Origin of the sequence: Zoogloea dura (assembly GCF_012927165.1) — a bacterium.
Classification (GTDB): Bacteria; Pseudomonadota; Gammaproteobacteria; order Burkholderiales; family Rhodocyclaceae; genus Zoogloea; species Zoogloea dura.
On record NZ_JABBGA010000022.1, the window covers coordinates 60,626 to 82,212 of the forward strand.

A 21,587-nucleotide genomic window follows, 5' to 3' on the forward strand; every position below is an offset into this window, starting at 1 on the left:
GGAATTGAATTGCCGGCCCGATCTCACCAATTTCGATCATGGTGCGGCGCATCACAATCATACTTTGGTGGTACTCCCATCAAATAAGCCAAATTGAATTATCCAATTGGCGTGACAGGAAAATGAAAGGGTCAGAAATAAGGGGGAATAAACGAAATTGCAAACGGAATTGCAGGGGGACGGCAGAAGGCAGCAGGGCCGCCAATTGGCGGAGCCTGCTGCCAGAGGGGGCGGGCTATTCCGCCCGGTGGAGGTGGTGCTTTACAGGCTGCTGATTTCGGCGGCGCATCCGGAGGTGGTCGGAGCGCCGTCGTCATAGGTGCTCAGGTATTCCAGCGCGGTCGGCAGGAAGCGCACCAGGCCCTTGTATTCGGCCAGTTCGCGGGGCAGCGTGGACAAGACCCGGTGCAGGCGGCGGCCCCATTTGGGGACGCGCACCAGTTCGTCCAGGGAGGCCAGGTAGCCGCGCAGCGGGAAGAGGATCGCGTTGCTGCGGGGCAGGCGCCAGAGGGTCTGCAGTTCGACCCGCAGATGCAGCTTGCGGCCGATGTTGTCGAGGGTCAGGGTGGTCCGGTCGGGGCCCCATTCCGGATAGGTCTCGGGCGAGGTGTCGAGGCGCGGGTTGACCGTCATGGTCCAGTTGAGGCGGCGCATGGGCTGGCCCTGGCGCAGCATCAGCAGGTATTTGAGGGCGCGCTCGAAGACGCCGGCCTGGTGGGCCAGGGGCACCGGGCCGTGCCATTCCATGAAGTCCATGCCCACGTCGAACTGCAACGACCAGTCGGCCTGGGCGGTGACCATGCCGGCATCCAGGTAGAGGCTGCCGTTGCGCTGGTCGAGGATCGCGAAGTCGCCCTGGATCTGCCGGGTGATGTACTCGAAGGGCTCACAGGGCAGGGTGTCTTCCTTGCCGAAGGTGAAGCTCTGTTCAATGCCCAGGGGGCGGTTGATCCAGGTCCAGCGGTCACCGTCCTTGTGCAGGCTGAAGAGCTCCGGGTAGTCGGAGGACAGGCATTCCATCAACAGCTCGATGCTGTCCCACTGGGCGGTCATCATGTGGGGCAGGGCGGCGTAGCGGCCGGGGTCGCGCTCCAGGGTGATCGCCCGGTCGCGGCATTCGGCGATGTAGTGCTCGTCCACGTCGATCGGGTTGTTGTACACGGGGGTGAAGCCGCCGCGCACGTGGGGTTCGATGTTGACGCTGTACATGTAGCTGTCTTCCGGGAAGGGGAAGGGGAAGCGCAGGATCGCGGCGTCGCTGTTGCGGTAGGTGTAGTCACCGCGGTAGGTCTCGTCGGGCTTGAAGAGGATGGTCATGGCCTACTCCTGAGTATGCGTAGTGTTTGGGGGCTGCTTACAGGTCGAGAACGAGCAGACCAGACTTGGCGCGGGAGACGCAGGGCATGATGTGCTTGCCGCCGGCCCTTTCGGCCTTGCCCAGGTAGTGGTCGCGGTGTTCCGGCTCGCCGTCGAGGACGCTGGTCAGGCACACGCCGCAGGCGCCGCCCCGGCACAGGCAGGGAACTTCGACCCCTTCGCGTTCGATGGCTTCGAGCAGACTCTCGTGTTCGCCCACTTCGATCTCCTTGCCGGAGCGCTGGAGCACCGCGCGGAAGGCTTCACCGCCGGAGAGGGCATTGCCGAAGCGCTCGCAATGCACGTGGTTGTCGGGCCAACCACCCGTCTCTGCCGCCTCTAGGACGTCGTTGGTGAGGAAGTCGGGGCCGCACACGTAGAGATGGCTGTTGGCGGGCTGGCGCAGCAGCAGCGCCGGGATGTCGAGGCGGTGGCCGTCGGCGTCCCAATGCACGAAGACCTTGTCCGGCTCGGGCAGCCAGGGGGCGAAGCTGTCCTTCTCCTCCTCGCGGCAGCACAGGTGCAGCTCGTAGTCGATGCCCTTGCCGGCGAAGTCGGCGACATAGGACAGGAAGGGCGTGATGCCGATGCCGCCGGCGACCATGATGTGCTTGCGGGCGCTGCGCTGCGGGGCGAACAGGTTGCCCGGCCAGGAGGTGGTGAGCAGGTCGCCGGTCTTCAGTTGCTCGTGGATGTAGGCCGAGCCACCGCGGGATTCCGGCACGCGCCGCACGATGATCTCGTAGGCGTCGCGGCTGCCCGGCTTGCTGATCAGCGAGTAGGCGTTGCGGATCTCCTTCTGCGCGCCCTGCAGCACCACCTGCAGGTGGGCGCCGGTGGCCGACGGGGGCAGGGGGCCGTCGCCCGCATTCTCGAAGCGGACAAGGCGCAGGGTGGGGGAGATATCGCGGATGGCTGCGACACGCAGCTGCAGTTGATCACCGGTAATCACGGGAAGACCTCCTCGATGGCGGGCACATCGCCGGGGACCTCGGCATCGATCTGGACACCCATGAAGGCGCCGAGGCGGCGGGAAAAGTGGTCACGGACCAGCAGGCGGCGGCCACAGCCGGTGCAGGCCACGATGTTGGTGGTGACGTTCTCGGTGGTCTCGTGGCAGTGGGTGCACCACACGCGACGCTTGAGGCTGCCGCTGTGGCACAGGCGGATCTGCTTCTCGTCCAGGCCCGCGTCGATGGCGGCGGTGTGGATCGACCAGATGAAGGGCTCGCTGCCGATGGCGTAGACGCGCTGCTGCATCGTTGCGCCGGACAGGCGTGCCTTGACGGCGAGCAGCGTGGCGGCGAGGTCGGGCTGCACGTTGGCGCCCGGCAGGGGCAGCTCGGACCCGGATACCACCGTTCTGAGGGCTTCGGCGACGGAGGTGAAGCTCTTGGAGAGTGCGCTGGCCTGCCCCGGCTGGAGCGCGTCGGCCTCGATGACCAGGAGATGCTCGGCGCCGGCCGTATCGGGGCTCAGCGAGGAGTAGGTGGGACGGCTGCGCATCGAGGGCGGAGCGGTCCTGTCGTTCAGTTCGCTGCGATGGCCGGCATCACAGGTAGTGGTGTTCATGCTGTTCTCCAAAAGGCGAAAATCCGGGATCGACTTCCGTAAAGACATGATCGTCCGTAGGGTTATCGAGGGAAATTCGACTTTGGGAGTAGCTTCAAGGTGGCAGCTGCGCGCTGCCCTCGCGGCAGCCATGCCAGACCCTGCAGGCGGACCGCATGGGGGAGAAGGGGAACGGAACGGAAAGGCCGGCCTGGACCGGCAATGTGCCGGCCCGGCGGGTGGCGCTCAGCCCAGCGCGGTCAGTGCGATGAGACCGTGCAGGCCGAGAGCGATGGCCAGCGCAAGAATCCGGATCAGCGATGCGATCAGCAGGTTCATGTGTTCGGTGCCCGGCTGCATGCAGGCGAGACGCCGGGCGCCCTGGCGGAGCAGGCGAGCGCTGCGGCTCCTGGCGGCAGCCTTCCACAGCACCTGGGCGAGCGGCCGGCGGGCCCGCGGATCGAAGCCGGGGCGGGTGTCGCTGCTGCGCCGTTCGCGGCGGGCGAAGAGGCCCGGGTGGCGGGGCGCGGTGCAATGGGCGAGCGCGGCGGCGCTGGGGCGGGAAGGCCGCAGGCCGGCACTGCCCGGACGGGGGCCGGCGATGGAGAGGCGCGGAAGGCTCAGGGGCGGGCGGGTGTGCATGGTGGCAGGCTCGATGGATTCCGCGGCGGGGCGCAGGCGCGGCGGAAGATCTTTTCGGTGCCGCCAGATGCGCCGGGCGGCGGATGGTGCTTGCTTATCCATATTCATGGAAAGCTTATTCAGTATTCGGGAAAGGGCGCGGTCCTTCAACCTGCTATGGCCGTCACCAGGGCTGTCACCAGAGTCGTCGGTGCGCCTCTCGGTGGGGCTCAGTGGGGTATGTGGTGGGCGCGCCCGGCGAGCACGCCGGACACCACCATCAGGCCGGCCAGCCCTGCACCGATGTACAGCGCCGTGGTCCAGCTCCCGGTGATTTCATGCAGCTTGCCCACCAGGGTCGGGCCGCAGGCGGCGAGCAGATAGCCGACACACTGGGCCATGCCCGACAGCGCAGCGGCCTGTTGCGGGGTGGTGGTACGCAAGCCCATGAAGATCAAGGCCAGGATCAGGCTGCCGCCGGATCCCAGGCCGAAGCAGAAGGCCCACAGGCTGGCCCACGCCGGATGGATGCAGAAGCCCAGCAGGGCAAGGCCGACCAGCGTGGCAAGCGCGGCGGCGACCAGGCGCTGGTCTTTCATGCGGGTGACGATGGGGCCGAGGACCAGGCCGGGGATGGCCGAGGCGAGCTGCATCATGCCGTGAAGCGAGCCGGCGAGAGAGGGGGACAGCCCCGCCTCGGTGAGGATAGAGGGCAGCCAGGCGATCAGCACGTAGTACAGCAGGGAGTTGATGCCCATGAACAGCGTCACCTGCCAGGCCAGGGTCGAACGCCACACTCTTGCTCCCTGGCCCGCCAGCGGCGCGCCTGCCGCAGCGTTGACGGGTTGGGGCGGCGCCCTGTGCCACAGCGCCACGGAGGTGAGGGCCAGGCCCAGGGGGAGCCCGAGGGCCACCTGCCAGCCGAGGGCATCGCCGAGGGGGACGGCGGCGGCAGAAATCAGCGCCGCTGCGATGCCCATCGACAGGGCGCAGAGCCCGGTCAGCGTGGCCACCCGGGTGGGGAAGCTGCGCTTCACGAGGCTGGGCAGCAGGACGTTGCCCACGGCAATGCCGGCCCCGATCATCACCGTGCCGGCGTAGACGCAGGCCACGGGGCCGGCGATGCGGGTGAGCAGCCCGGCGGTGATCAGCAGCAGGGCGCCGGTGAGGGCACGTTCGAGCCCGACGGCCCGGGCCAGGGAGGCCGCCAGCGGCGATACGATGCCGAAGGCCAGCAGCGGCAGGGTGGTGAGCAGCCCGGCCTGGGCGGGGGACAGCGTGAAGATCGACTGCAGGGTTCCGAGGAGGGGAGCCACCCCGGTGATCGGGGCGCGCAGGTTGGCGGCGATGGCGAACAGCCCGGCAATCAGGAGGAGGGGCCGGGCGGCGGGAGGGCTGTTGGGGGGAGGCATGGGTGACCGGGGAGAAGACTGGAACAGGCTCGAAACTTACCCTGCGCGCCAGAATGTGGATTTAAATAAGATGACAAAAAATCTTTGAATCCAGCCAAGATGAACCCTCCAGCCTCGGCTCTTGAAACCTCCCTCAGGAATTTTGATGAGAGCCGGATCCACAGCCTGGTCGTGGGAATGCGGGTGGATGTGGCCGACCACCGGAGCGAGGTGCCGGTCCATCAGCACCGCATGGGCCAGCTGGTCCTGGCCCTGCAGGGGGGCGTGAGCTGCGAGGTGCCCGGGTCCGTGTGGGTGGTGCCGCCCCGCTGCGCGGTGTGGATTCCGGGGGGGATGCCCCATTGCGTGCGGGCCACGGCGAACGCGCGCATCTGCTACCTCTTCGTGCAGCCTGGCGCCGCGGCGCTGCCGGCGCGCTGCTGCACCCTGTCCATCTCGCCCCTGGTGCAGGCGCTCATCCTCGACATGGCTGTTCAGGCGCGGGACTACGCCGAGGACAGCCCCACCGGGCGCAAGGCGGTGGTGCTCCTCGAAGAGCTGGCGCGGATGCCCGTCGAGCAGCTCTTTCTGCCTATCTCCGACGAGCCGAGGGTGGGGCGTATCGCCAAGATGCTGGCCGATGATCCGGCGGATCGCCGGACCCTGGCCGAGTGGGGACGCCTGGTGGCCATGAGCGAGCGTTCGCTGGCCCGCCTGGTGCGTCAGGAGACGGGAATGAGCTTCGGGCGCTGGCGCCAGCAATTGCATCTGATCGTGGCGCTGCGTCTGCTCGCCGGCGGGCAGGCGGTGACACGCGTCGCCGATCAACTGGGCTACGAGTCCACCACGGCCTTCATCACCATGTTCAAAAAGGCGCTGGGCAAGCCGCCGGCGCGCTATTTCGCGGAGCGCGATCCGTGGGGTGGGACGACCACGCCGTCCACGTAAAACGGCCCCCGTTTCCGGGGGCCGCAGCAGGTGCCAACCTTGCTGGGAGAAACGCGGTGCTGCGCCGGGTTCAGAAAACCCCTCAGAAAACTCTGTTGACCGACGCGATCCAGGTGCTCGCGTTCATGTCCTTGGTGGTGCCGTTGCCCGCCAGGCTGGGGTAGTTCTTCCAGTAGTCGGCACCGGCGGTGGCGGTGTAGGCAAGGCCGAGGGTCCAGCTGCCGGGCATGGCCTTGGTGACGCCGACCTTGTAGTCGCTGTAGTCCAGGCCCTTGGAGTGGGCGATGGTCTGGCGGCCGGCGTGGAGGGTGGCGGTCCAGGTGGGCAGGAATTCGTAGGCGATGTTGGCCTCGATGTACCAGGAGCCGTTGGTGTCCTTGCCGGTGACGCCGGCATTGGGCTTGTTGGGGAAGGCGCCAAAGCCGGCGTTGTTGCTGGTGAAGCCGAAGTAGCCCACGTCGGTGATGGCGCGGGAGTACTTGACGTTGAGCCACTGCCAGGTGCCGGAGAGGTAGAGCTCGGTGGTGTCGTAAGTCTTGCTGGCGTAGCTGCCGGCGGGGGTGATCTTGTCGTAGTTGGCCTTCGGGAAGATGAACTGCAGGACGCCCACGTCGTAGGCAAAGTCGCCCACCGCGCCGCGGTAGCCGCCGTAGATGTCGATCTCGACGTTGGCGTTGGCGTACAGGTTGGCGCTGGTGTTGGACAGCCAGGTGCCGACGTAGAAGCCGGAGGCGTGGGCGTAGTCGAAGCCGCCCTGCAGGGCCGGGTTGCCCCAGGTCTGGCGGATGCCGCGGAAGACGTATTCCGACACCACGCCGACGTTGGAGGTGAGCTCCGGCGCGGCGGCGGGGGCGGCCTCCTCGGCCATCACGGAACAGGCGAAGGTGGCGGCTGCCAGACCGAGAGTCAGGCCCAGGGCCGACCTCGCGCCCGGCCGGCGGGCTGCATTGCTAAGTGCACTTTTCATCGTTTGCCTCTGTCTGTGTTGGGATGCGGCCATTTCACGCCCGCGTGCGTACTCCCTCAATTCCCCCTCCGACCTACTCCCAAAGTCGAATTGTCCGCCGCCGCCGCCAAGTGGAGAGTGGGCTGCACAAAGCACACAAGCTTGCGCAGCACGGGCAGCACCTTTTTTCGACTCCAGGAGAATGCAGATGAACACGACGACAGTGGATGCCGTAAGCGGCATCGGGGGCGGCGGCAGTGCGACGCTCCACCGCAAGATCGGTTGGGCGGGTGCCTTCTGGGTGGCCAGCGGAGTGCCGGCCCTGGTGCTCTTCTCGATTGGCTCCATTGCCGCCACCGTGGGCAAGCCGTCGTGGGCGGTGTGGATCATCTCGATTGCCTTCGGCTTCCTGCAGTCCTTTTCTTATGCGGAGATCGCCGGCCTGTTCCCCCACAAGTCGGGCGGTGCGTCGGTGTATGGGGCGGTGGCCTGGGTGCGCTACAGCAAGATGCTGGCGCCCCTGTCGGTGTGGTGTAACTGGCTGGCCTGGTCGCCGGTGCTGGCCATCGGCTCCGGGCTGGCGGCGGGCTACATCCTGTCCATCCTGTTTGCGCCGGACGCGGCCATCAACACCTGGCAGATCACCCTGATGGACCTCTCCGGGATCAAGGCCGGGCTGTCGCTGCGCATCAACGCCACCTTCGTGCTGGGCGCGGCGGTGCTGCTGGCGGCCTTTGCGATCCAGCACCGGGGCATCCTGCAGGCGGCGCGCATGCAGATGGTGCTGGGTGTTGCCGCGCTGGCGCCGCTGATGCTGATCGGCCTGTGGCCGCTGGTCTCCGGCGATGTGCCGGCGGCCAACCTGGCGCCCCTCTTCCCGCTGGCCAAGGACGCCGGCGGTGCGGTGATCGACGGCAGCTGGGACATGGCGGGCTTCACCCTGATCGCCGGCGGCCTCTTCATGGCGGCCTGGTCCACTTACGGTTTCGAGACGGCGGTGTGCTACACCCGCGAGTTCCGCAATCCGCGCACCGACACCTTCAAGGCCATCCTGTACTCCGGCCTGCTGTGCATCTTCGTGTTCACCGTGGTGCCGCTGGCCTTCCAGGGTTCCATCGGCCTCGGCCAGCTGGTCACCCCGGAGGTGAAGGACGCGGCCGGCGTGGTGGTCACCCCGGCGGTGTACGACGGCATCCTGTCGCCCGACATCTACAGCGGCATGGGCGTGGCCCACGCCATGGCCCACATGCTGGGTGGCGGCGCGCTGGTCGAGCATGTGCTGATGGCGATGCTGGTGCTGGCCCTGGTGCTGTCGATCATGACCTCGATGGCCGGCTCGTCGCGCACCTTGTACCAGGCCTCGGTGGATGGCTGGCTGCCCAAGTACCTGTCCCACGTGAATGCCAACGGTGCGCCGACCCCGGCAATGTGGACCGACCTGGGCTTCAACCTGGTGTTGCTGCTGATGTCCGACTACGTGTTTGTGCTGGCCATCTCCAACGTCTGCTACATCCTCTTCAACTTCCTCAACCTCAACGCCGCCTGGATCCACCGGGTGGACCGGCCGAACTGGCCGCGTCCGTTCAAGGCGCCGGGCTGGCTGATCGCCATCGGCACCGTGCTGGCCTTCGTCAATCTGGGCCTGATGGGCATGGGCGCCGACATCTGGGGGGCCGGCACCCTGGCCACCGGCCTGCTGGCGGCGGCGATGATCCTGCCGGTGTTCTTCTACCGCCACTACATCGTCGACAAGGGCCGGTTTCCGGCGGCGATGCAGGAGGACATGCACCTGGGCAGCGAGGAGGGCGTGGGCACCCGTGCCGGCATCCTGCCCTACGTCACCCTGGTGGGCGGCGCGGCGGTGATCTACATCGCCCACTCCCTGGCCGTGCTGTGAGGACTGCGGCGATGATGCACTCCGACATCAAGAGTCGTCCGGTGTACCAGCCCCTGGTTCCGGACCTGGCGGGCGGCTGCCACCTGCTGGTGGTGGAGGGCGAGACCCTCGTCCCCGGCCGCCTGGAGGCGCTGGTGGGCGTGTTCGCCCCGGTGCAGGCCAGCCTGCACACCTGGTTGGCGGGTGCGGTTGCCCCGATGTCCGGCCTGGGCAAGCTGTGGCAGCTGGAGAGCGCCGCCGACGTGGTGGATGCCCTGGCGTGCGCCAGCCGTGGCTACGGCGTGGGCGACCGCCTCTACGTGCAGGGCACCGAGCCCTTCCTGTGGGCGGTGGCCACCGCCGCCGCGGTGATCGGCTTCGGTGAGAAGCAGGTGCAGCTCCACCATGCGGGCAGCCTGCGTCGCCGGGTGTGGTGCACCCACTGCCATGGCATGACCGAAGGCGTGACCACCAGCATCGTGGCCTGTGGCGGCTGTGGCCGTCACCTGCTGGTGCGCGACCACTTCTCGCGCCGCCTGGGCGCCTTCATGGGCGTGATGGTGGATGCCGAGGCGCCGGGCGAGATCCCGGCCATCGAGGAGGTCTTCGCATGATCGGCGAAACCCTCACGCTCAAGGTGGCGGCCCTGGCCGACATCGCCCCCGGCCTGCGCCATGTGCGCCTGGTGGCGGCGGATGGTGGCAAGCTGCCGCCGGCCGCGGCCGGTGCCCACGTGCAGCTGGCCCTGGCCGGCGCCGCCCGCACCTACCGCAACGCCTATTCCCTGGTCAGCCGGCCGGGGGCCCGCGACGCCTGGGAGATCATCGTGCGGCGGGTGCCCACCTCCCGCGGTGGCTCGGCCCACATCCACGAGAGCCTGCAGGTGGGCGACGTGCTGGAGGCCGGCTGGCCCGGCAACCTGTTCGCCCCGGTGCGCACCGCACGCCGCCAGTTGATGATCGCCGGCGGCATCGGCATCACGCCCTTCCTGTCCTACCTTGCCGAGTTTGCCTTCAGTGGCGTCGAGCATGCCCTGCACGTGTGCTGCCGGGAGTCGGAGCAGCACGCCTTCGACCCCTGGCTGGCGGGCCGGTCCGGGGTGTCCTGGTACTGGGATGCGGACGGCCACCGCCTCGACATCCCGGCCCTGCTGGCCGCTCAGCCGGTCGGCACCCACCTGTACGTGTGCGGCCCGGCTGCCATGAACGACGAGGTGCTGGCCGCCGCCGCGGCCGCCGGCTGGCCCGACACCCACGTCCATTGCGAGCACTTCGGCTCGGCCTTGTCCGGCGGCGAGGCTTTCCGCGCCTTCTTGGCCCGGTCCGGCGTCGAGGTGGAGGTGGGCGAGGACGAGAGCCTGCTCGACGCCATCGAGCGGGCCGGCGTGAAGGCGCCGTGCCTGTGCCGGGGCGGCGCCTGCGGGGTGTGCGTGGCGCCGCTGCTGGAGGGCGAGGCCGAGCACCGCGACCACTTCCTGTCCGCCGAAGAGCGGGCCGCCGGGCGGCTGATCATGCCCTGCGTGTCCCGCGCCCGCGCCGGCCGGCTGGTGCTGGATCTGTAGCCGCCCCTGCAAACAACGAGATTCCTGGAGCCTGTCATGACCATCGCTTTCAAACCTGAAGAGACCTTCCGCGGCGACTACTCCTACCGCAACAGCGATGCCGCGGTGCTGCGTTTTCCCTTCCCCTTCCCGGAAGACCGCTACATGTACAGCGTCAACATCGAGCCCCATGTGCGCAGCGGCCCGAGCGACGTGTTCCTGCGGCCCTTTGATGTGGATGAGCACTACATCGCCGAATGCCGCGACAAGGCCATCACCCTGGAGCGCGACCCAGGCCGCTGCCAGGTGCTGCCGCACATGATGCTGGCCCAGTGGGACACCCTCGAGCTGCTGATGGAGAGCCTGGCGGCGGACTACCCGGCGCTGTTCTCCCTGGTCAAGGAGGGGGATGACTTCGGCAGCCGCTGGACCTGGACCAACCGCCCGCTGGGCATCGAGCAGAGCTTCACCTTCGGCGACCCTGCGACCCTGCCCTGCGAGCCCTTCGAGTACATCACCCGCCAGGCCCAGGGCGACTTTGCGATTTGCGACCAGCGCGACAACAACCTCTACATGGACGCCGGCATGGTCACCTCCCAGGCCGACTGGTCCCTGGAGTTCGACGTTGGCATGAGCTTCATGGAGTGGCACGGCCCGGTGCCCCTGGCCCACCAGACCGGCGTCTTCGAGCGGGCCCTCAAATACCTGCTGATGCTGCGCCTGGGCCAGCCGGTGCGCCGCCTCAACTGGACCATGACGATCAACCCGCGGCTCGACACCTCGCCCGAGAGCTTCCCCGAGTGGGGGACCGACCGCGCCAGCGTGACCCCGGACAACGCCGGCCACAAGGTGCATCTGCGGGTCGAACTGCAGACCTTGTGGCGGCTGCCGCGCAGCAACGCGATCCTCTTCCCGATCCGCTGCTACCTGGCCTCCCTCGACGACCTGGCACGGGTGCCCAAGTGGGGCGCCCGCCTGCACCGGGTGCTCTCGTCGCTGCCCCCCGAGCTGGTCGAGTACAAGGGCCTGACCCGCTACCTGCCGGCGGCCCTCGAGTGGCTGGCCAGGCACGACGACGGACGCGAACTGCCTGTCGGCACCGAGGCCGGCATCACCACCTTGGCACCGCGCTGACTGCAACCGTCGGCCTCGGGCCGTCATCCATCACGACAAAAACAGGCGGCACAGCCGCTCGATATCCCAAAACCCACAGAGGACCGCAAACATGAACGCAAACACCCAGATGACCCCCGTCGGTATCGGCGCCGAATGGAGCCCCCAATGGCTGCTCAGCGCCGGGCAGAAGGCCTTGCAGGCCGACCTGATCGCCCTGTGCGAGACCACCCTGCGCCCCAACGCCATCGAGAGCGACAAGGGCTATGTGTATCCGCGCAAGAACTTCGAAGCCCTGGCCGCCATGGGCCTGCTGAGCCTGACCGTGCCGAAGGAGCTGGGCGGCCGTGGCGAGAGCCATCTGTGTGCCGCCATGGTGGTGGAGACCATTGCCCGCTATGGCTGCCCCTCCACCGCCATGTGCTACACCATGCACCTGGGCGCCTGCGCCGCCGCGCTGCTGCGCCACCACGACAACGAGCGCCTCAAGGACATCCTGCGCCGGGTGGACAAGGACGTGCTGATCGGCACCCTGTCCTACTCCGACCCTGAGACCGGCTCCCACTTCTGGTATCCCATGTCGTCCCGCGCCGAGCGCACCGACGGCGGCTGGAAGGTCTTCAAGAAGGCCTCGTGGACCACCTCCGGCGGCTTTGCCGACTGGTACATCATCCAGACCACCTCGCCGGATTTCGGCGGCGACTACTCCGACCTGTCGTGCTTCCTGGTCACCAAGGACCAGATCAAGGCCGACCCCGCCAACTGGGACGGCCTCGGCATGCGCGGCAACCAGTCCGGCCCGATCTCGGTGGATGGCGTCGAGATCGCCCCGGACGCCCTGGTCGGCCCGGTGGGCGATGGCGCCAAGTCCAACGACGAGGTGGTCGACCCCTTCTTCCTGGTGTGCTCCTCGGCCTGCTGGAACGGCATCTGCCTGGCCGCCATGGACATCACCAAGAACCACACCACCCGCAAGGTGCACAACGACGTGGGCATGCGCGTTGCCGATTACCCGACCATCCAGGACTATGTGGGCGAGTGCCTGATCGACACCAACGCCAGCCGCAGCTACGTGTACCTGGCCGCCAAGGCCCTCGACGACCTGACCAACAACTGCGACTGGTCCGCCCACAAGGAAATCTCCCACCTGCCGCGCACCGGCATCCTCAACTGGCTGTGGCAGGTCAAGTTCTTCTCCTCCAAGAACGTCACCCACGTGGTGGACAAGATGCTCCACGCCTGCGGCGGCACCGGCTACAAGCCGGCCCTGGGCATCGAGCGCCTGCTGCGCGATGGCAAGGCCGGCTGGGTGATGGGCCCCACCAACGAAGTGCTGCGCCAGTTTGTCGGCAAGGCTGCGCTGCTCGGCTTCGAAGTGCTCGATTACTGGAACCAGGCGGTCAATCAGCGCGTCCTCAACAATGAGCTGAAGAAAATGAGCAAGGAAGAAAAGGCGGCCTTCGCCACCAAGCTCCTCGCCGAGGCACAGTAAGCACGCCACATCGCCGGCGCCGGTGCATTGCGCAGCGACGCCGGCCGAGACATTCAGGAGGCCCCATGCCCACGTCAAATCATCATTCCGCGCCCTTCGACGGGCGCCTGTTCCGCCGGGTGCTCGGCCTCTTTCCGACCGGTGTCACGGTTGTCACCACCTGGGACGAAGCGGGCCGGCCGGTGGGGGCCACGGTGAGTTCCTTCAATTCCGTTTCCCTCGACCCGCCGCTGGTGCTGTTCAGCCTGGCCAAGAACATGGCCTGCTGCGAGGCCTTCGCGGCGGGCGGACCGATCGCCATCCACATCCTGGGCGACGAGCAGGAGGGCCTGTCCAACCGCTTTGCCCGGGGGGGCGCCGACAAATGGGCCGGCCTCACCTACGGGGCTGCCGAGCACGGCGCCCCCTTGCTGGAGGGCGCCCTCGCCACCTTCGAGTGCCGCCCCTATGCCCAATACCCGGGCGGCGATCACATCATCTTCGTGGCCGAGGTGAGCCGCCTGCGCTTCCGCGAGGGCGAACCGCTGGTCTTCTGTGCCGGCAGCTATCGCCGGCTGGCCGAGAGGGAGGTCTGCGCGTGAACGACTTCGTGCAGCCACCGGGCAGCGAACTGGAAGGCGACCCCTTCCTCCTCGCCGCCGAATCCGCGGCAGCCGCGGTCCAGGCCTTTCCCGAGCCGCTGGCGGTGGTCCGCGTGCAGGCCGCCACCGCCAGGGCCTTTCATGTGAAGGCCGGCCAGTACATCCAGGTGATCGACGTGGACGGCCGGCAGTGTTCCGACCTGCTGGCCTTCGACGCGGCAGCCCTCGAGGCCGGCGAGGAGTGGGGCCTCGACCCCACCGTGACGCGCACCCTGGCAGGCGCCGCCTACCCCCGGCCGGGCCTGCACGCCAAGTACTTCGACGCGCGCATGCAGCCGCTGCTCGAAACCGTGCAGGACACCGTCGGCCGTCACGACGCCTTCGCCCTGGCGTGCACCGCCAAGTACTACGAAGACGCCGGCTTTCCCGGCCACGCCAACTGCAGCGACAATTTCAACGCGGCGCTGGCGGGCTTCGGCATCCGCCCGCGGGCCGGCTGGCCGGCGATCAACTTCTTCTACAACACCTTCATCCAGCCCTGTGGCAGCCTGGGCTTTGCCGAACCTTGGTCGAAGCCCGGCGACTACGTGCTGCTGCGCGCCATGAAGGATCTGGTGGTAGCGGTCTCGTCCTGTGCCGACGACATCGATCCGGCCAACGCCTGGCAACCCACCGACATCGAAGCGCGCGTCTATGACGCCGCCCACTCCTTCCCCCGCGCGATGGCCCACCGCATGACGCCCGATTCCCCCGCCCGCCTGACCCGCCAGACCGGCTTTGCGCCGGTCACCGAAACCCTGACCCGCGACTTCATCGACTACAAGGGCTTCTGGCTGCCGAAGAGCTTCGTCGGCCACGGCCCCCTGGCCGAGTACTGGGCCTGCCGCGAAAAAGTGGCGGTGATGGACTTGTCGGCCCTGCGCAAATTCGACGTGACCGGCCCCGACGCCGAGGCCCTGCTGCAGAAAGTGCAGACCCGTGACCTGCGCAAGCTGGCGGTGGGGCAGGTGGTGTACACGGCGGTGTGCCATGCCCACGGCGGCATGATGGATGACGGTACGGTGTTCCGCCTGGGCCGCGACGTCTTCCGCTTTGTCTGCGGCGAAGACACCACCGGCCTGTGGCTGAGGGAGCAGGCCGCGGCCGGGGACTTCAAGGTGCATGTCCGCGATGCCACCGACGCCCTGCACAACCTGGCCGTGCAAGGGCCGCGCAGCCGCGAGCTGTTGCAGAAGATCCTGTGGACCGCACCGGTGCAGCCCGCCATCACCGAACTGGGCTGGTTCCGCTTCACCGCGGCGCGCCTCGGCGGCCCCACCGGCATCCCGGTGGTGGTGTCGCGCACCGGCTATACCGGCGAGCTGGGCTTCGAGCTGTGGTGCGCCCCCAAGGACGGCCCGGCCGTGTGGGCAGCGGTGATGGAGGCCGGCGCGCCGCTGGGCATCGTGCCGCTGGGCTTCGAGGCCCTCGACATGCTGCGCATCGAGGCCGGCCTGGCCTTCGCGGGCCAGGAGTTTTGCGACCAGACCGACCCCTTCGAGGCCGGCATCGGCTTCACCGTGGCCCTCTCCAAACCCGAGGACTTCATCGGCAAGGCGGCCCTGGAGGAGCGCAAGGCCCACCCCCGCCGCAAACTCGTCGGCCTCGCCATCCGCGGCAACGAAGCGGCCAGCCACGGCGACGGCGTGTACCTTGGACGGGCCAAGGTCGGCGAGATCACCAGCGCCGTGCGCTCCCCGGTGCTCGACGCCCAGATCGCCCTGGCACGGGTGGACGTGGCTTACTCGACGCTTGAGACTGCGCTGCAGATCGGGCAGCTGGACGGGCATCGCAAGCGGCTGGATGCGACGGTGGTGGCGTTTCCACACTACGACCCGACGAAGGCGAGGGTACGAGCCTAGATGCATTGGCCGGCTGGGGAGGGGCCGCTCACTTCACCTCCATCAAGGCGCCGATCCGGCATCCGCGGGTATAAGTAAGCCCGCCTGCCACCCGGGAGCCTTGAATGAACACCCCCACCCAAACCCTCCGCGTCGTGTTTGCTGCGAGCGCCCTTGCGAGCTCCGTCATCCTGGTGCTCTTCGTGCGCGGCAGGGCGGAATGGACGGACGCGTTCTGGCTGCAGCTCCTGGGGGCGTCCCTGGCCCTGTGTGCCGCCATCTGTTTTGTCGTGTTCCGCGGGGGAAGGCTGCGGCTGGCCGCCGTGCCGCTGTGGCCCTTTGCTTGCCTGTTCCTGCGCCAGCTTGCTCTGGTCTATGCGGCTTCGGCCATCGCCATCACGGCCGCTGCGCTGGTGATCATCTATGCGATCACGCGCTCGGGGCCGAACGCGCTGGCCTTGGCCGTCCTCGCGGGGCTGTGGCTTTCGCTGTGGCTGGCCCCCGCCATGGCGTCCTGCACGACCTGGCGTGCGCTGCAGAGGGTGAAAACTGACGGTGCCTGAACGGCTTCGCCCGGGGCTGCTTCAGTCCCTCTCGTCCGACTCCGGCTCCCACTCCTCGGCGAAGATCTCGAAGGCCTCGCGGGTCAGCGGGGGGCTGAACAGGTAGCCCTGGTAGGCGGGGCAGCCCAGCCCGGCCAGGAGGTTGCGCTGCAGGGGGGTCTCGACGCCCTCGGCGATGACGCTGAGGCCCAGGTTGCGGGCCAGGGCGACGATGCTGCGGGCGATCACCGCGTCGTTGGGGTGGACGTCCAGGTCGCGCACGAAAGATTGGTCGATCTTGAGCTGGTCGAGGGGCAGGTGCTGCAGGTAGGCGAGGGACGAGTAGCCGGTGCCGAAATCGTCGAGGGCGAAGCTGATGCCGCGGGCGCGCAGGGCGGTCATCTTGGCGACGACGTCTTCCAGGTCGTCGAGCAGCAGGCTCTCGGTGAGCTCCAACTTGAGCTTGCGCGGGTCGGCGCCGCTGCTGTCGAGAACCGCGCAGACCTGTTCGACGAAGTCCGGCTGGCGGAACTGGCGGACGCTGACGTTGACGGCGATCACCAGGTGGGCGCGGGTTGGCACGCTTGACCACCTGGTCAGTTGGCGGCAGGCGGTTTCCAGCACCCACAGGCCCAGCGGGTGGATCAGGTGGGTCTCCTCGGCCAGCGGGATGAAGCTGGCCGGGGTCACCAGGCCCAGGCGCGGATGCTGCCAGCGCACCAGGGCTTCGGCGCCGATGATGGCGCCGTGTTCGTTGACCTGGGGCTGGTAGTAGAGGCGCAGCTCCTGCTGCTGCAGGGCGATGCGCAACTCCTTTTCGAGGGCGGCGCGGGCGCTGACCGCGGCCTGCATCTCCGGGTCGAAGAAGCGCATGGTGTTGCGGCCGGCGGCCTTGGCGCTGTAGAGGGCCAGGTCGGCCCGTTTCATCAGTTCGTCGCTCTCCCCTTCGTGGTCGGCGAACAGGGTGATGCCGATGCTCGGCGTGCAGTGATAGTCGTGGCCGGCCAGGTCGTAGGGAATGTTGAGGGTGGCGAGGATCTTGTCGCCGACGATGCGGGCCTGGGTGCCTGCGTCGGCCGCGGCCGGGTGGAGGTCGTCGAGGAGCACCACGAATTCGTCGCCGCCGAGGCGCGCCACCGTATCGCCTTCGCGGATGCAGCCGGTCAGGCGATCGGCGACTTTCTGCAGCAGGAGGTCGCCCATGTCGTGGCCGAAGGTGTCGTTGAGGGTCTTGAAATTGTCCAGGTCGATGAACAGCAGGGCACCGTGGCGCTTGCTGCGGGCTACCGTGGCCAGGGTGTGGCGCAGCCGGTCGAGGAGCAGGCGGCGGTTGGGCAGCTGGGTCAGGGGGTCGTAGAAGGCGAGGTTGCGGATCTCGCTCTCGGCCTCCTTGCGTTCGGTGATGTCGGTGAGTGAGGCCACGTAGTGGCTGGGATTGCCTTCACCGTCGAGGACGGTGCTGATGGTCATCCACTCGGGGTAGATCTCGCCGTTCTTGCGGCGGTTCCAGATCTCCCCCTGCCAGGCGCCGGTGCTGTGCAGGCTTGCATACATGGATGCGTAGAAGTCGCGGTCGTGGTGGCCTGAGCGGAGCAGGCGCGGAGTTTGCCCGACCGCCTCGGCCTCGGAGTAGCCGGTGATCTTGGTGAAGGCGCGATTGACCCGCAGGATGGTGTTGCTGGCGTCGGTGATGAGCATGCCTTCCTGGGATTCGAAGGCGATGGCGGCGATCCGCAGGTCGATCTCGGTACGCATGTGCGCGGTGATGTCGCGGCTGATGCCGAACAGGCCGGTGACCTTGCCCGTTTCATCGACGATGGGCCATTTGCATGTATTGATCCAGCCGCGCCGCCCGGTGCTGTCGTAGTAGGGGTCGGTCTTGTCGATCAGTGGCGTACCGTCCCGGATGATGGCGATCTCCTCGCCGTGGTAGATCGGGCCGGTGTCCGGCGGGAACACCTCCAGGGTGTGCTTGCCGGTCAGGTCGCGCCAGCTGCGGTGGCCGGTGATGTCGGCGAGGACCTGGCTGCAGAAGCGGAAGCGGCTGTCGGTGTCCTTGAAATAGATGAAGTCGGTGGTGTTCTCCAGGAAGCTCACGAAGTCCCGGTTGAGCTCGTCGCGTTCGGCCTCGATGCGGCGGCGTTCAGTGATGTCGGTGAGGGTGCCCACGTAGTGGGTGGGGCGGCCCTCGTCGTCACGCGCCGCGGTGATGGTCAGGAAGTGGGGGTGGATGCTGCCGTCCTTGTGACGGTTCAGGATCTCTCCGGCCCACACCCCGTTGAGGGCCAGGTGCTGGCGGATGGCCGTGTAGAAGCTGCTGTCGTGGAGCCCCGACTTCATGAAGTTCATGCTGCCGCCCACCACGTCGGCGGCCGTGAAGCCGGTGATGGTGGTGAAGGCCGTATTGATCCGCAGCACCGTGTAGTCGGCGTCGGTGACGACCATCCCTTCCTGGGATTCGAAGGCAATGGCGGCGATGCGCAGGCGCGCCTGGTCGGCCTCCCGCTCCCGGGCGAGGCGCTCGAAGCGGATGAAATACAGTCCGCTCAGAGTGAGGGCGGCGAGTAGCACGGCGCCGACGATGGCCGCCGAGCGGCGGGCTTCTTCGCGCCAGCCATCCAGCACCTTCTCCTTGTCGAGGCGCACGACCAGCACCAGCGGGTAGGCGCGGGAGGCTCGGTAGGCGGTGAGGGTGGAGCGCCCGTCGGGCTGCCGTTCCTCGAAGCTGCCGATCTCCGAAGTGGAGAGGCGCGCCACGACTTCCTGGCCGGGGCCGGAGAGACCCGGCCGGGCTTGTTCGTCGGTGCTGAGCAGCAGGAGTCCGTCGTAGCGGAGCAGGTCCACCGTGCCCCGGTGCGGATCCACGTGGGCGCTGTAGAAGTTGAGGAAGTAGTCGGCATTGACCGAGGCCGCAGCGCTCATCCAGCTGTCGCCGGGCAGGCGGACGTCGCGGAGCACCGGGATGAAGCCGGACAGCGGCGCGCTGCCGCCGGGCACGCGGCCGTCGTGGAAGTCGCGGCCGCTCAGCAGCGGGCCGATGCGCAGGACCTCGACGGGCTGGGAGGCCAGGGGCAGGAACTTGTCCGGCGCCGGCGCGAGGCCCTTGTTGCGGGGATCGGAGCTGAGGTGGATGCGGCCCGCTGCGTCGAGGGTGCTGATCGAGCGCAGGTAAGGTGCATGGCGCAGCAGGCGGGACAGGCCGGTGCTGCCCAGGTTGTCGCTGGCGGCCTGGATCAGGCTGGTGTCGATGATGTTGAAGCTTTGGGTCAAATGGTTTTCGAAGGCACGGGCGCTCATCGCTGCGTTCTCGAAATGGTGCTGGATGCGCTCCGCGCGCAGGCGCCACAGGGCGTAGCCGGTCACGCTGCAGGCGCTGAAGGCGACGAGCAGCGTGACGATGGCAAAGAGGGCGCGCCGGTGGCGGCGAGCCTGCAGGGGCATGGCGCGGGCGGTCCTAGTTCTTGCTGACGCTGGTGGGCGCAGCGATGGGGTCGAGCTTGTGACGCCGGATGGCGGCCATCAGCTGGCCGTCCCGGGTGGCGTCGGCGAGGAACTGCTCCACACGCTCATGCCAGGGGCTGTCCCCCTGCTGCATGGCATAGGCGTAGGGCGTCAGGTGGTAAGTGGCGGCGGGGGCCACCAGGCGGGCCCAGTCGGTTGTCTCCAGCATGCGCCGGCTGAAGGGGAAGTCGGTCATGAACACGTCGGCGCGTCCCGACTCCACCTCCTGCTCGCGGCCCTGGGTGGTGTCGGTGACCAGCAGGGTGGCCTGGCGCAGCTTGTCCCGCATGATCGGCTCGTGCAGGGTGCCCTTGGCCACGGCAACCACCACGCCGGGCTTGTCGATGTCGTCCCAGGTCCGGATCCGCCGATTGCTCTTGGTGGTGATGGCGTAGATGTCGCTCACCAGGTGGGGGCGGGTGAAGTGCAGCTTCTCGCTCCGCTGCGGGGTGATCCCGATGGCGAACATGGCGATGTCGCAACGGTCCTGAGTCACGTCGCTGATCAACTGGGCGAAGGAGCTGTCCACGAAGCGCACCGCCACGTTCAGGTCGCGGGCGAGGGCCCGGGCCATGTCGATGTCGATGCCTTCCAGTTGCTGTGTCTTGGGGTTGCGGTAGGAGATGCCGTAGTAGTCCGGCCAGATGCAGACCCGCATTTCGCGGGCCGCCAGCACCCGGTCGAGATGGCCTCCCGCCGCCTGGCCCGCGCCGGCCACGGCGATCAGCCCGACAGCCGCGAGCACGCGTCTCATTGTTGCTTTCCGGGCTGGGCGGGGATAACCATGGGCAGGGCCAAAGTGGGGCAGACGATGAAAGATTCGCGCATTCTATGCAAACAACTGTGTCCGGACCAGCCGCGACAACCCGGATCTGCGCAGCGGTGTGACCTTGTGCGCGGCCATGCCGGTGGCTACATCACCTTGACTGCCCGCCCGATGAAGCGCACCGGACCCGTGGGCTTGCCGATGGGTGAGCCGCCGCGGGGTTCCAGGGTCAGCTCGAACAGCTGGTTGGGCTGCAGGGCGGGGAGGGCGTCGAGGGGGACGCTCAGGCTGCGTCCCGGGGTCACCAGGCCAAGGGATACCGGTGCCTTCCAGTCGTCGGCCTTGGTCCAGAACTGCAGGGTCTTGTCGGCGGGTACTTCGATGGTGGCCAGCGGAATCAGCTCGACCCGTTGCGGCGAACTGGCCTGCACCACCCAGCCCGGTGCCCGGTCATCGGGGGCGACCAGCACCACCATGAAGCGGGTTGCCGGCGGGGCTTCGGCGAGGCGGCCGGCCAGCACCACGGCCAGCAGCGCGGCCGTTGCCAGGCCGCCCGCAGCGAGGCTGCGCCACAGTGCGAGCGTATCCCAGCCCCGCCACCAGTTGGTGGCCCGTGGCGTGGTGGCCTGAGGGCGGGCGTTGAGGCTGCGTTCGATGCGTTGCCACAGGCGGGGCGACGGGCTGAGCGGATCGGCCAGGCCGGCCAGGGGCAGCAGGCGCTCCTCCCAGGCCAGCACGGCGGCGCGCAGTACGGCATCGTTGTCGAGACGGGCCTCCACCTCGCGGCGGGCCGCCGCCGACAGGGTGCCCAGCACGTATTCTCCGGCCAGTTCATGGGTTTCCGGCGGGATGGCGCGGTGCGCTGCGGGGCTCATGACAGGCACTCCCGCAGGGCGGCCAGGCTGCGTTTGATCCAGGCCTTCACGGTGCCCAGCGGGGCTTCCAGGCGCCGGGCGATCTCGCTGTGGGAGAGGCCATCCACATAGGCGTGAAGAATGCAGTTGCGACGCACCGGCTCGAGGCGCTCCAGGCAGGGGCCGATGCGCCCGGCGCTGGCCTGCCAGGCAAAGGCATCGGCCATGTCCTGCCAGGCTTCCAGAGAGGCCTGGGCATCCAGCGCGGTGGCGGTGTCGTCGTCCACCGTGATCTCGCGGCGGGCATCACGCACGGCATTGAGGGCCAGATTGCGGGCGACGCTGTAGATCCAGCCGCGGGCTGAGCCCAGGGCAGGGTTGAAGCTGGCGGCGCGGGTCCAGATATTGACGCAGGCGTCGTGCACGATGTCCTCGGCCAGGGCTTGATCCCTCACGATGCGCATCACCACGCCGAGCAGGCGCGCGCCTTCCTGCTCGTAGAGCTGCTGCAGGGCCGCACGCTCGCCCGCGGCGCAGGCGAGGAGGGCGGCTTGATAGTCGAAGTCGGCGGTGGAGGCGGGCACGGTGAGGCGCTTTCGGGCGGGCTGCCGGCGGATGCGTCAGCGACC

At 68.1% G+C, this 21,587-nt stretch carries 19 protein-coding genes; 9 read left to right on the top strand and 10 right to left on the bottom strand.

Annotation, left to right across the window (positions count from 1 at the left end):
- Positions 1 to 261: 261 nt before the first annotated feature.
- The 5 genes from HHL15_RS20465 to HHL15_RS20485 form a co-directional block, all read right to left on the bottom strand.
- Positions 262 to 1,317: a heme-dependent oxidative N-demethylase family protein gene (locus HHL15_RS20465; protein WP_169147671.1), complete on the bottom strand. Its 1,056-nt coding sequence runs from the start codon at positions 1,315 to 1,317 to the stop codon at positions 262 to 264.
- A 37-nt stretch (positions 1,318 to 1,354) separates the two neighbouring features.
- Positions 1,355 to 2,308, bottom strand: coding sequence for a PDR/VanB family oxidoreductase (locus HHL15_RS20470; RefSeq protein ID WP_169147672.1), 954 nt, complete (start codon positions 2,306 to 2,308; stop codon positions 1,355 to 1,357).
- Positions 2,305 to 2,928: a dimethylamine monooxygenase subunit DmmA family protein gene (locus HHL15_RS20475; RefSeq protein WP_169147673.1), complete on the bottom strand. Its 624-nt coding sequence runs from the start codon at positions 2,926 to 2,928 to the stop codon at positions 2,305 to 2,307. Before HHL15_RS20475 ends, HHL15_RS20470 begins: the two co-directional genes overlap by 4 nt.
- 225 nt (positions 2,929 to 3,153) lie before the next feature.
- Positions 3,154 to 3,657, bottom strand: coding sequence for a hypothetical protein (locus HHL15_RS20480; RefSeq protein ID WP_169147674.1), 504 nt, complete (start codon positions 3,655 to 3,657; stop codon positions 3,154 to 3,156).
- Positions 3,658 to 3,758: 101 nt separating this feature from the next.
- On the bottom strand, positions 3,759 to 4,940 hold the full coding sequence (locus HHL15_RS20485) for an MFS transporter (RefSeq protein WP_169147675.1): 1,182 nt from the start codon (positions 4,938 to 4,940) through the stop codon (positions 3,759 to 3,761).
- Positions 4,941 to 5,039: 99 nt separating this feature from the next.
- On the opposite strand from HHL15_RS20485, the gene HHL15_RS20490 reads away from it, so the two are divergent.
- On the top strand, positions 5,040 to 5,867 hold the full coding sequence (locus HHL15_RS20490; RefSeq protein WP_169147676.1) for an AraC family transcriptional regulator: 828 nt from the start codon (positions 5,040 to 5,042) through the stop codon (positions 5,865 to 5,867).
- A gap of 82 nt (positions 5,868 to 5,949) precedes the next feature.
- Here HHL15_RS20490 and HHL15_RS20495 read toward each other — a convergent pair whose 3' ends face one another.
- Positions 5,950 to 6,834 carry a TorF family putative porin gene (locus HHL15_RS20495; RefSeq protein WP_169147677.1) on the bottom strand — a complete coding sequence of 295 codons (885 nt, stop codon included), beginning with the start codon at positions 6,832 to 6,834 and terminating at the stop codon, positions 5,950 to 5,952.
- Between the two features lie 187 nt (positions 6,835 to 7,021).
- Here HHL15_RS20495 and HHL15_RS20500 point away from each other — a divergent pair, with 187 nt between their 5' ends.
- From HHL15_RS20500 to HHL15_RS20535, 8 genes are all read left to right on the top strand, one after another.
- The gene (locus HHL15_RS20500; RefSeq protein WP_169147678.1) at positions 7,022 to 8,710 is read left to right on the top strand and encodes an APC family permease; all 1,689 of its coding nucleotides are present in this window, start codon (positions 7,022 to 7,024) and stop codon (positions 8,708 to 8,710) included.
- 11 nt (positions 8,711 to 8,721) lie between these two features.
- A complete protein-coding gene (locus HHL15_RS20505) occupies positions 8,722 to 9,303 on the top strand; it encodes a dimethylamine monooxygenase subunit DmmA family protein (protein WP_169147679.1) in 582 nt (193 codons plus the stop codon).
- Complete coding sequence (locus tag HHL15_RS20510) at positions 9,300 to 10,250, top strand: PDR/VanB family oxidoreductase (protein WP_206198886.1); 951 nt, start codon at positions 9,300 to 9,302, stop codon at positions 10,248 to 10,250. Before HHL15_RS20505 ends, HHL15_RS20510 begins: the two co-directional genes overlap by 4 nt.
- Before the next feature lie 36 nt (positions 10,251 to 10,286).
- Entirely contained in the window at positions 10,287 to 11,363 is a 1,077-nt protein-coding gene (locus tag HHL15_RS20515) for a heme-dependent oxidative N-demethylase family protein (RefSeq protein ID WP_169147680.1), read from the top strand.
- A 91-nt stretch (positions 11,364 to 11,454) separates the two neighbouring features.
- On the top strand, positions 11,455 to 12,834 hold the full coding sequence (locus HHL15_RS20520) for an acyl-CoA dehydrogenase family protein (protein WP_169147681.1): 1,380 nt from the start codon (positions 11,455 to 11,457) through the stop codon (positions 12,832 to 12,834).
- A gap of 65 nt (positions 12,835 to 12,899) precedes the next feature.
- A complete protein-coding gene (locus tag HHL15_RS20525; RefSeq protein WP_169147682.1) occupies positions 12,900 to 13,415 on the top strand; it encodes a flavin reductase family protein in 516 nt (171 codons plus the stop codon).
- Positions 13,412 to 15,316 (top strand): DUF1989 domain-containing protein, encoded by a 1,905-nt coding sequence (locus HHL15_RS20530; RefSeq protein ID WP_169147625.1) that lies wholly within the window; start codon positions 13,412 to 13,414, stop codon positions 15,314 to 15,316. The genes HHL15_RS20525 and HHL15_RS20530 overlap by 4 nt, the downstream gene beginning before the upstream one ends.
- A gap of 104 nt (positions 15,317 to 15,420) precedes the next feature.
- Positions 15,421 to 15,858 (top strand): hypothetical protein, encoded by a 438-nt coding sequence (locus tag HHL15_RS20535; RefSeq protein WP_169147683.1) that lies wholly within the window; start codon positions 15,421 to 15,423, stop codon positions 15,856 to 15,858.
- Between the two features lie 21 nt (positions 15,859 to 15,879).
- Here HHL15_RS20535 and HHL15_RS20540 read toward each other — a convergent pair whose 3' ends face one another.
- The 4 genes from HHL15_RS20540 to HHL15_RS20555 form a co-directional block, all read right to left on the bottom strand.
- On the bottom strand, positions 15,880 to 19,278 hold the full coding sequence (locus tag HHL15_RS20540; RefSeq protein ID WP_169147684.1) for a bifunctional diguanylate cyclase/phosphodiesterase: 3,399 nt from the start codon (positions 19,276 to 19,278) through the stop codon (positions 15,880 to 15,882).
- A gap of 13 nt (positions 19,279 to 19,291) precedes the next feature.
- Positions 19,292 to 20,092, bottom strand: coding sequence for an ABC transporter substrate-binding protein (locus tag HHL15_RS20545; protein ID WP_169147685.1), 801 nt, complete (start codon positions 20,090 to 20,092; stop codon positions 19,292 to 19,294).
- A gap of 158 nt (positions 20,093 to 20,250) precedes the next feature.
- The gene (locus tag HHL15_RS20550) at positions 20,251 to 20,979 is read right to left on the bottom strand and encodes an anti-sigma factor (RefSeq protein ID WP_169147686.1); all 729 of its coding nucleotides are present in this window, start codon (positions 20,977 to 20,979) and stop codon (positions 20,251 to 20,253) included.
- On the bottom strand, positions 20,976 to 21,542 hold the full coding sequence (locus HHL15_RS20555) for a sigma-70 family RNA polymerase sigma factor (RefSeq protein WP_169147687.1): 567 nt from the start codon (positions 21,540 to 21,542) through the stop codon (positions 20,976 to 20,978). Before HHL15_RS20555 ends, HHL15_RS20550 begins: the two co-directional genes overlap by 4 nt.
- Positions 21,543 to 21,587: the final 45 nt, after the last annotated feature.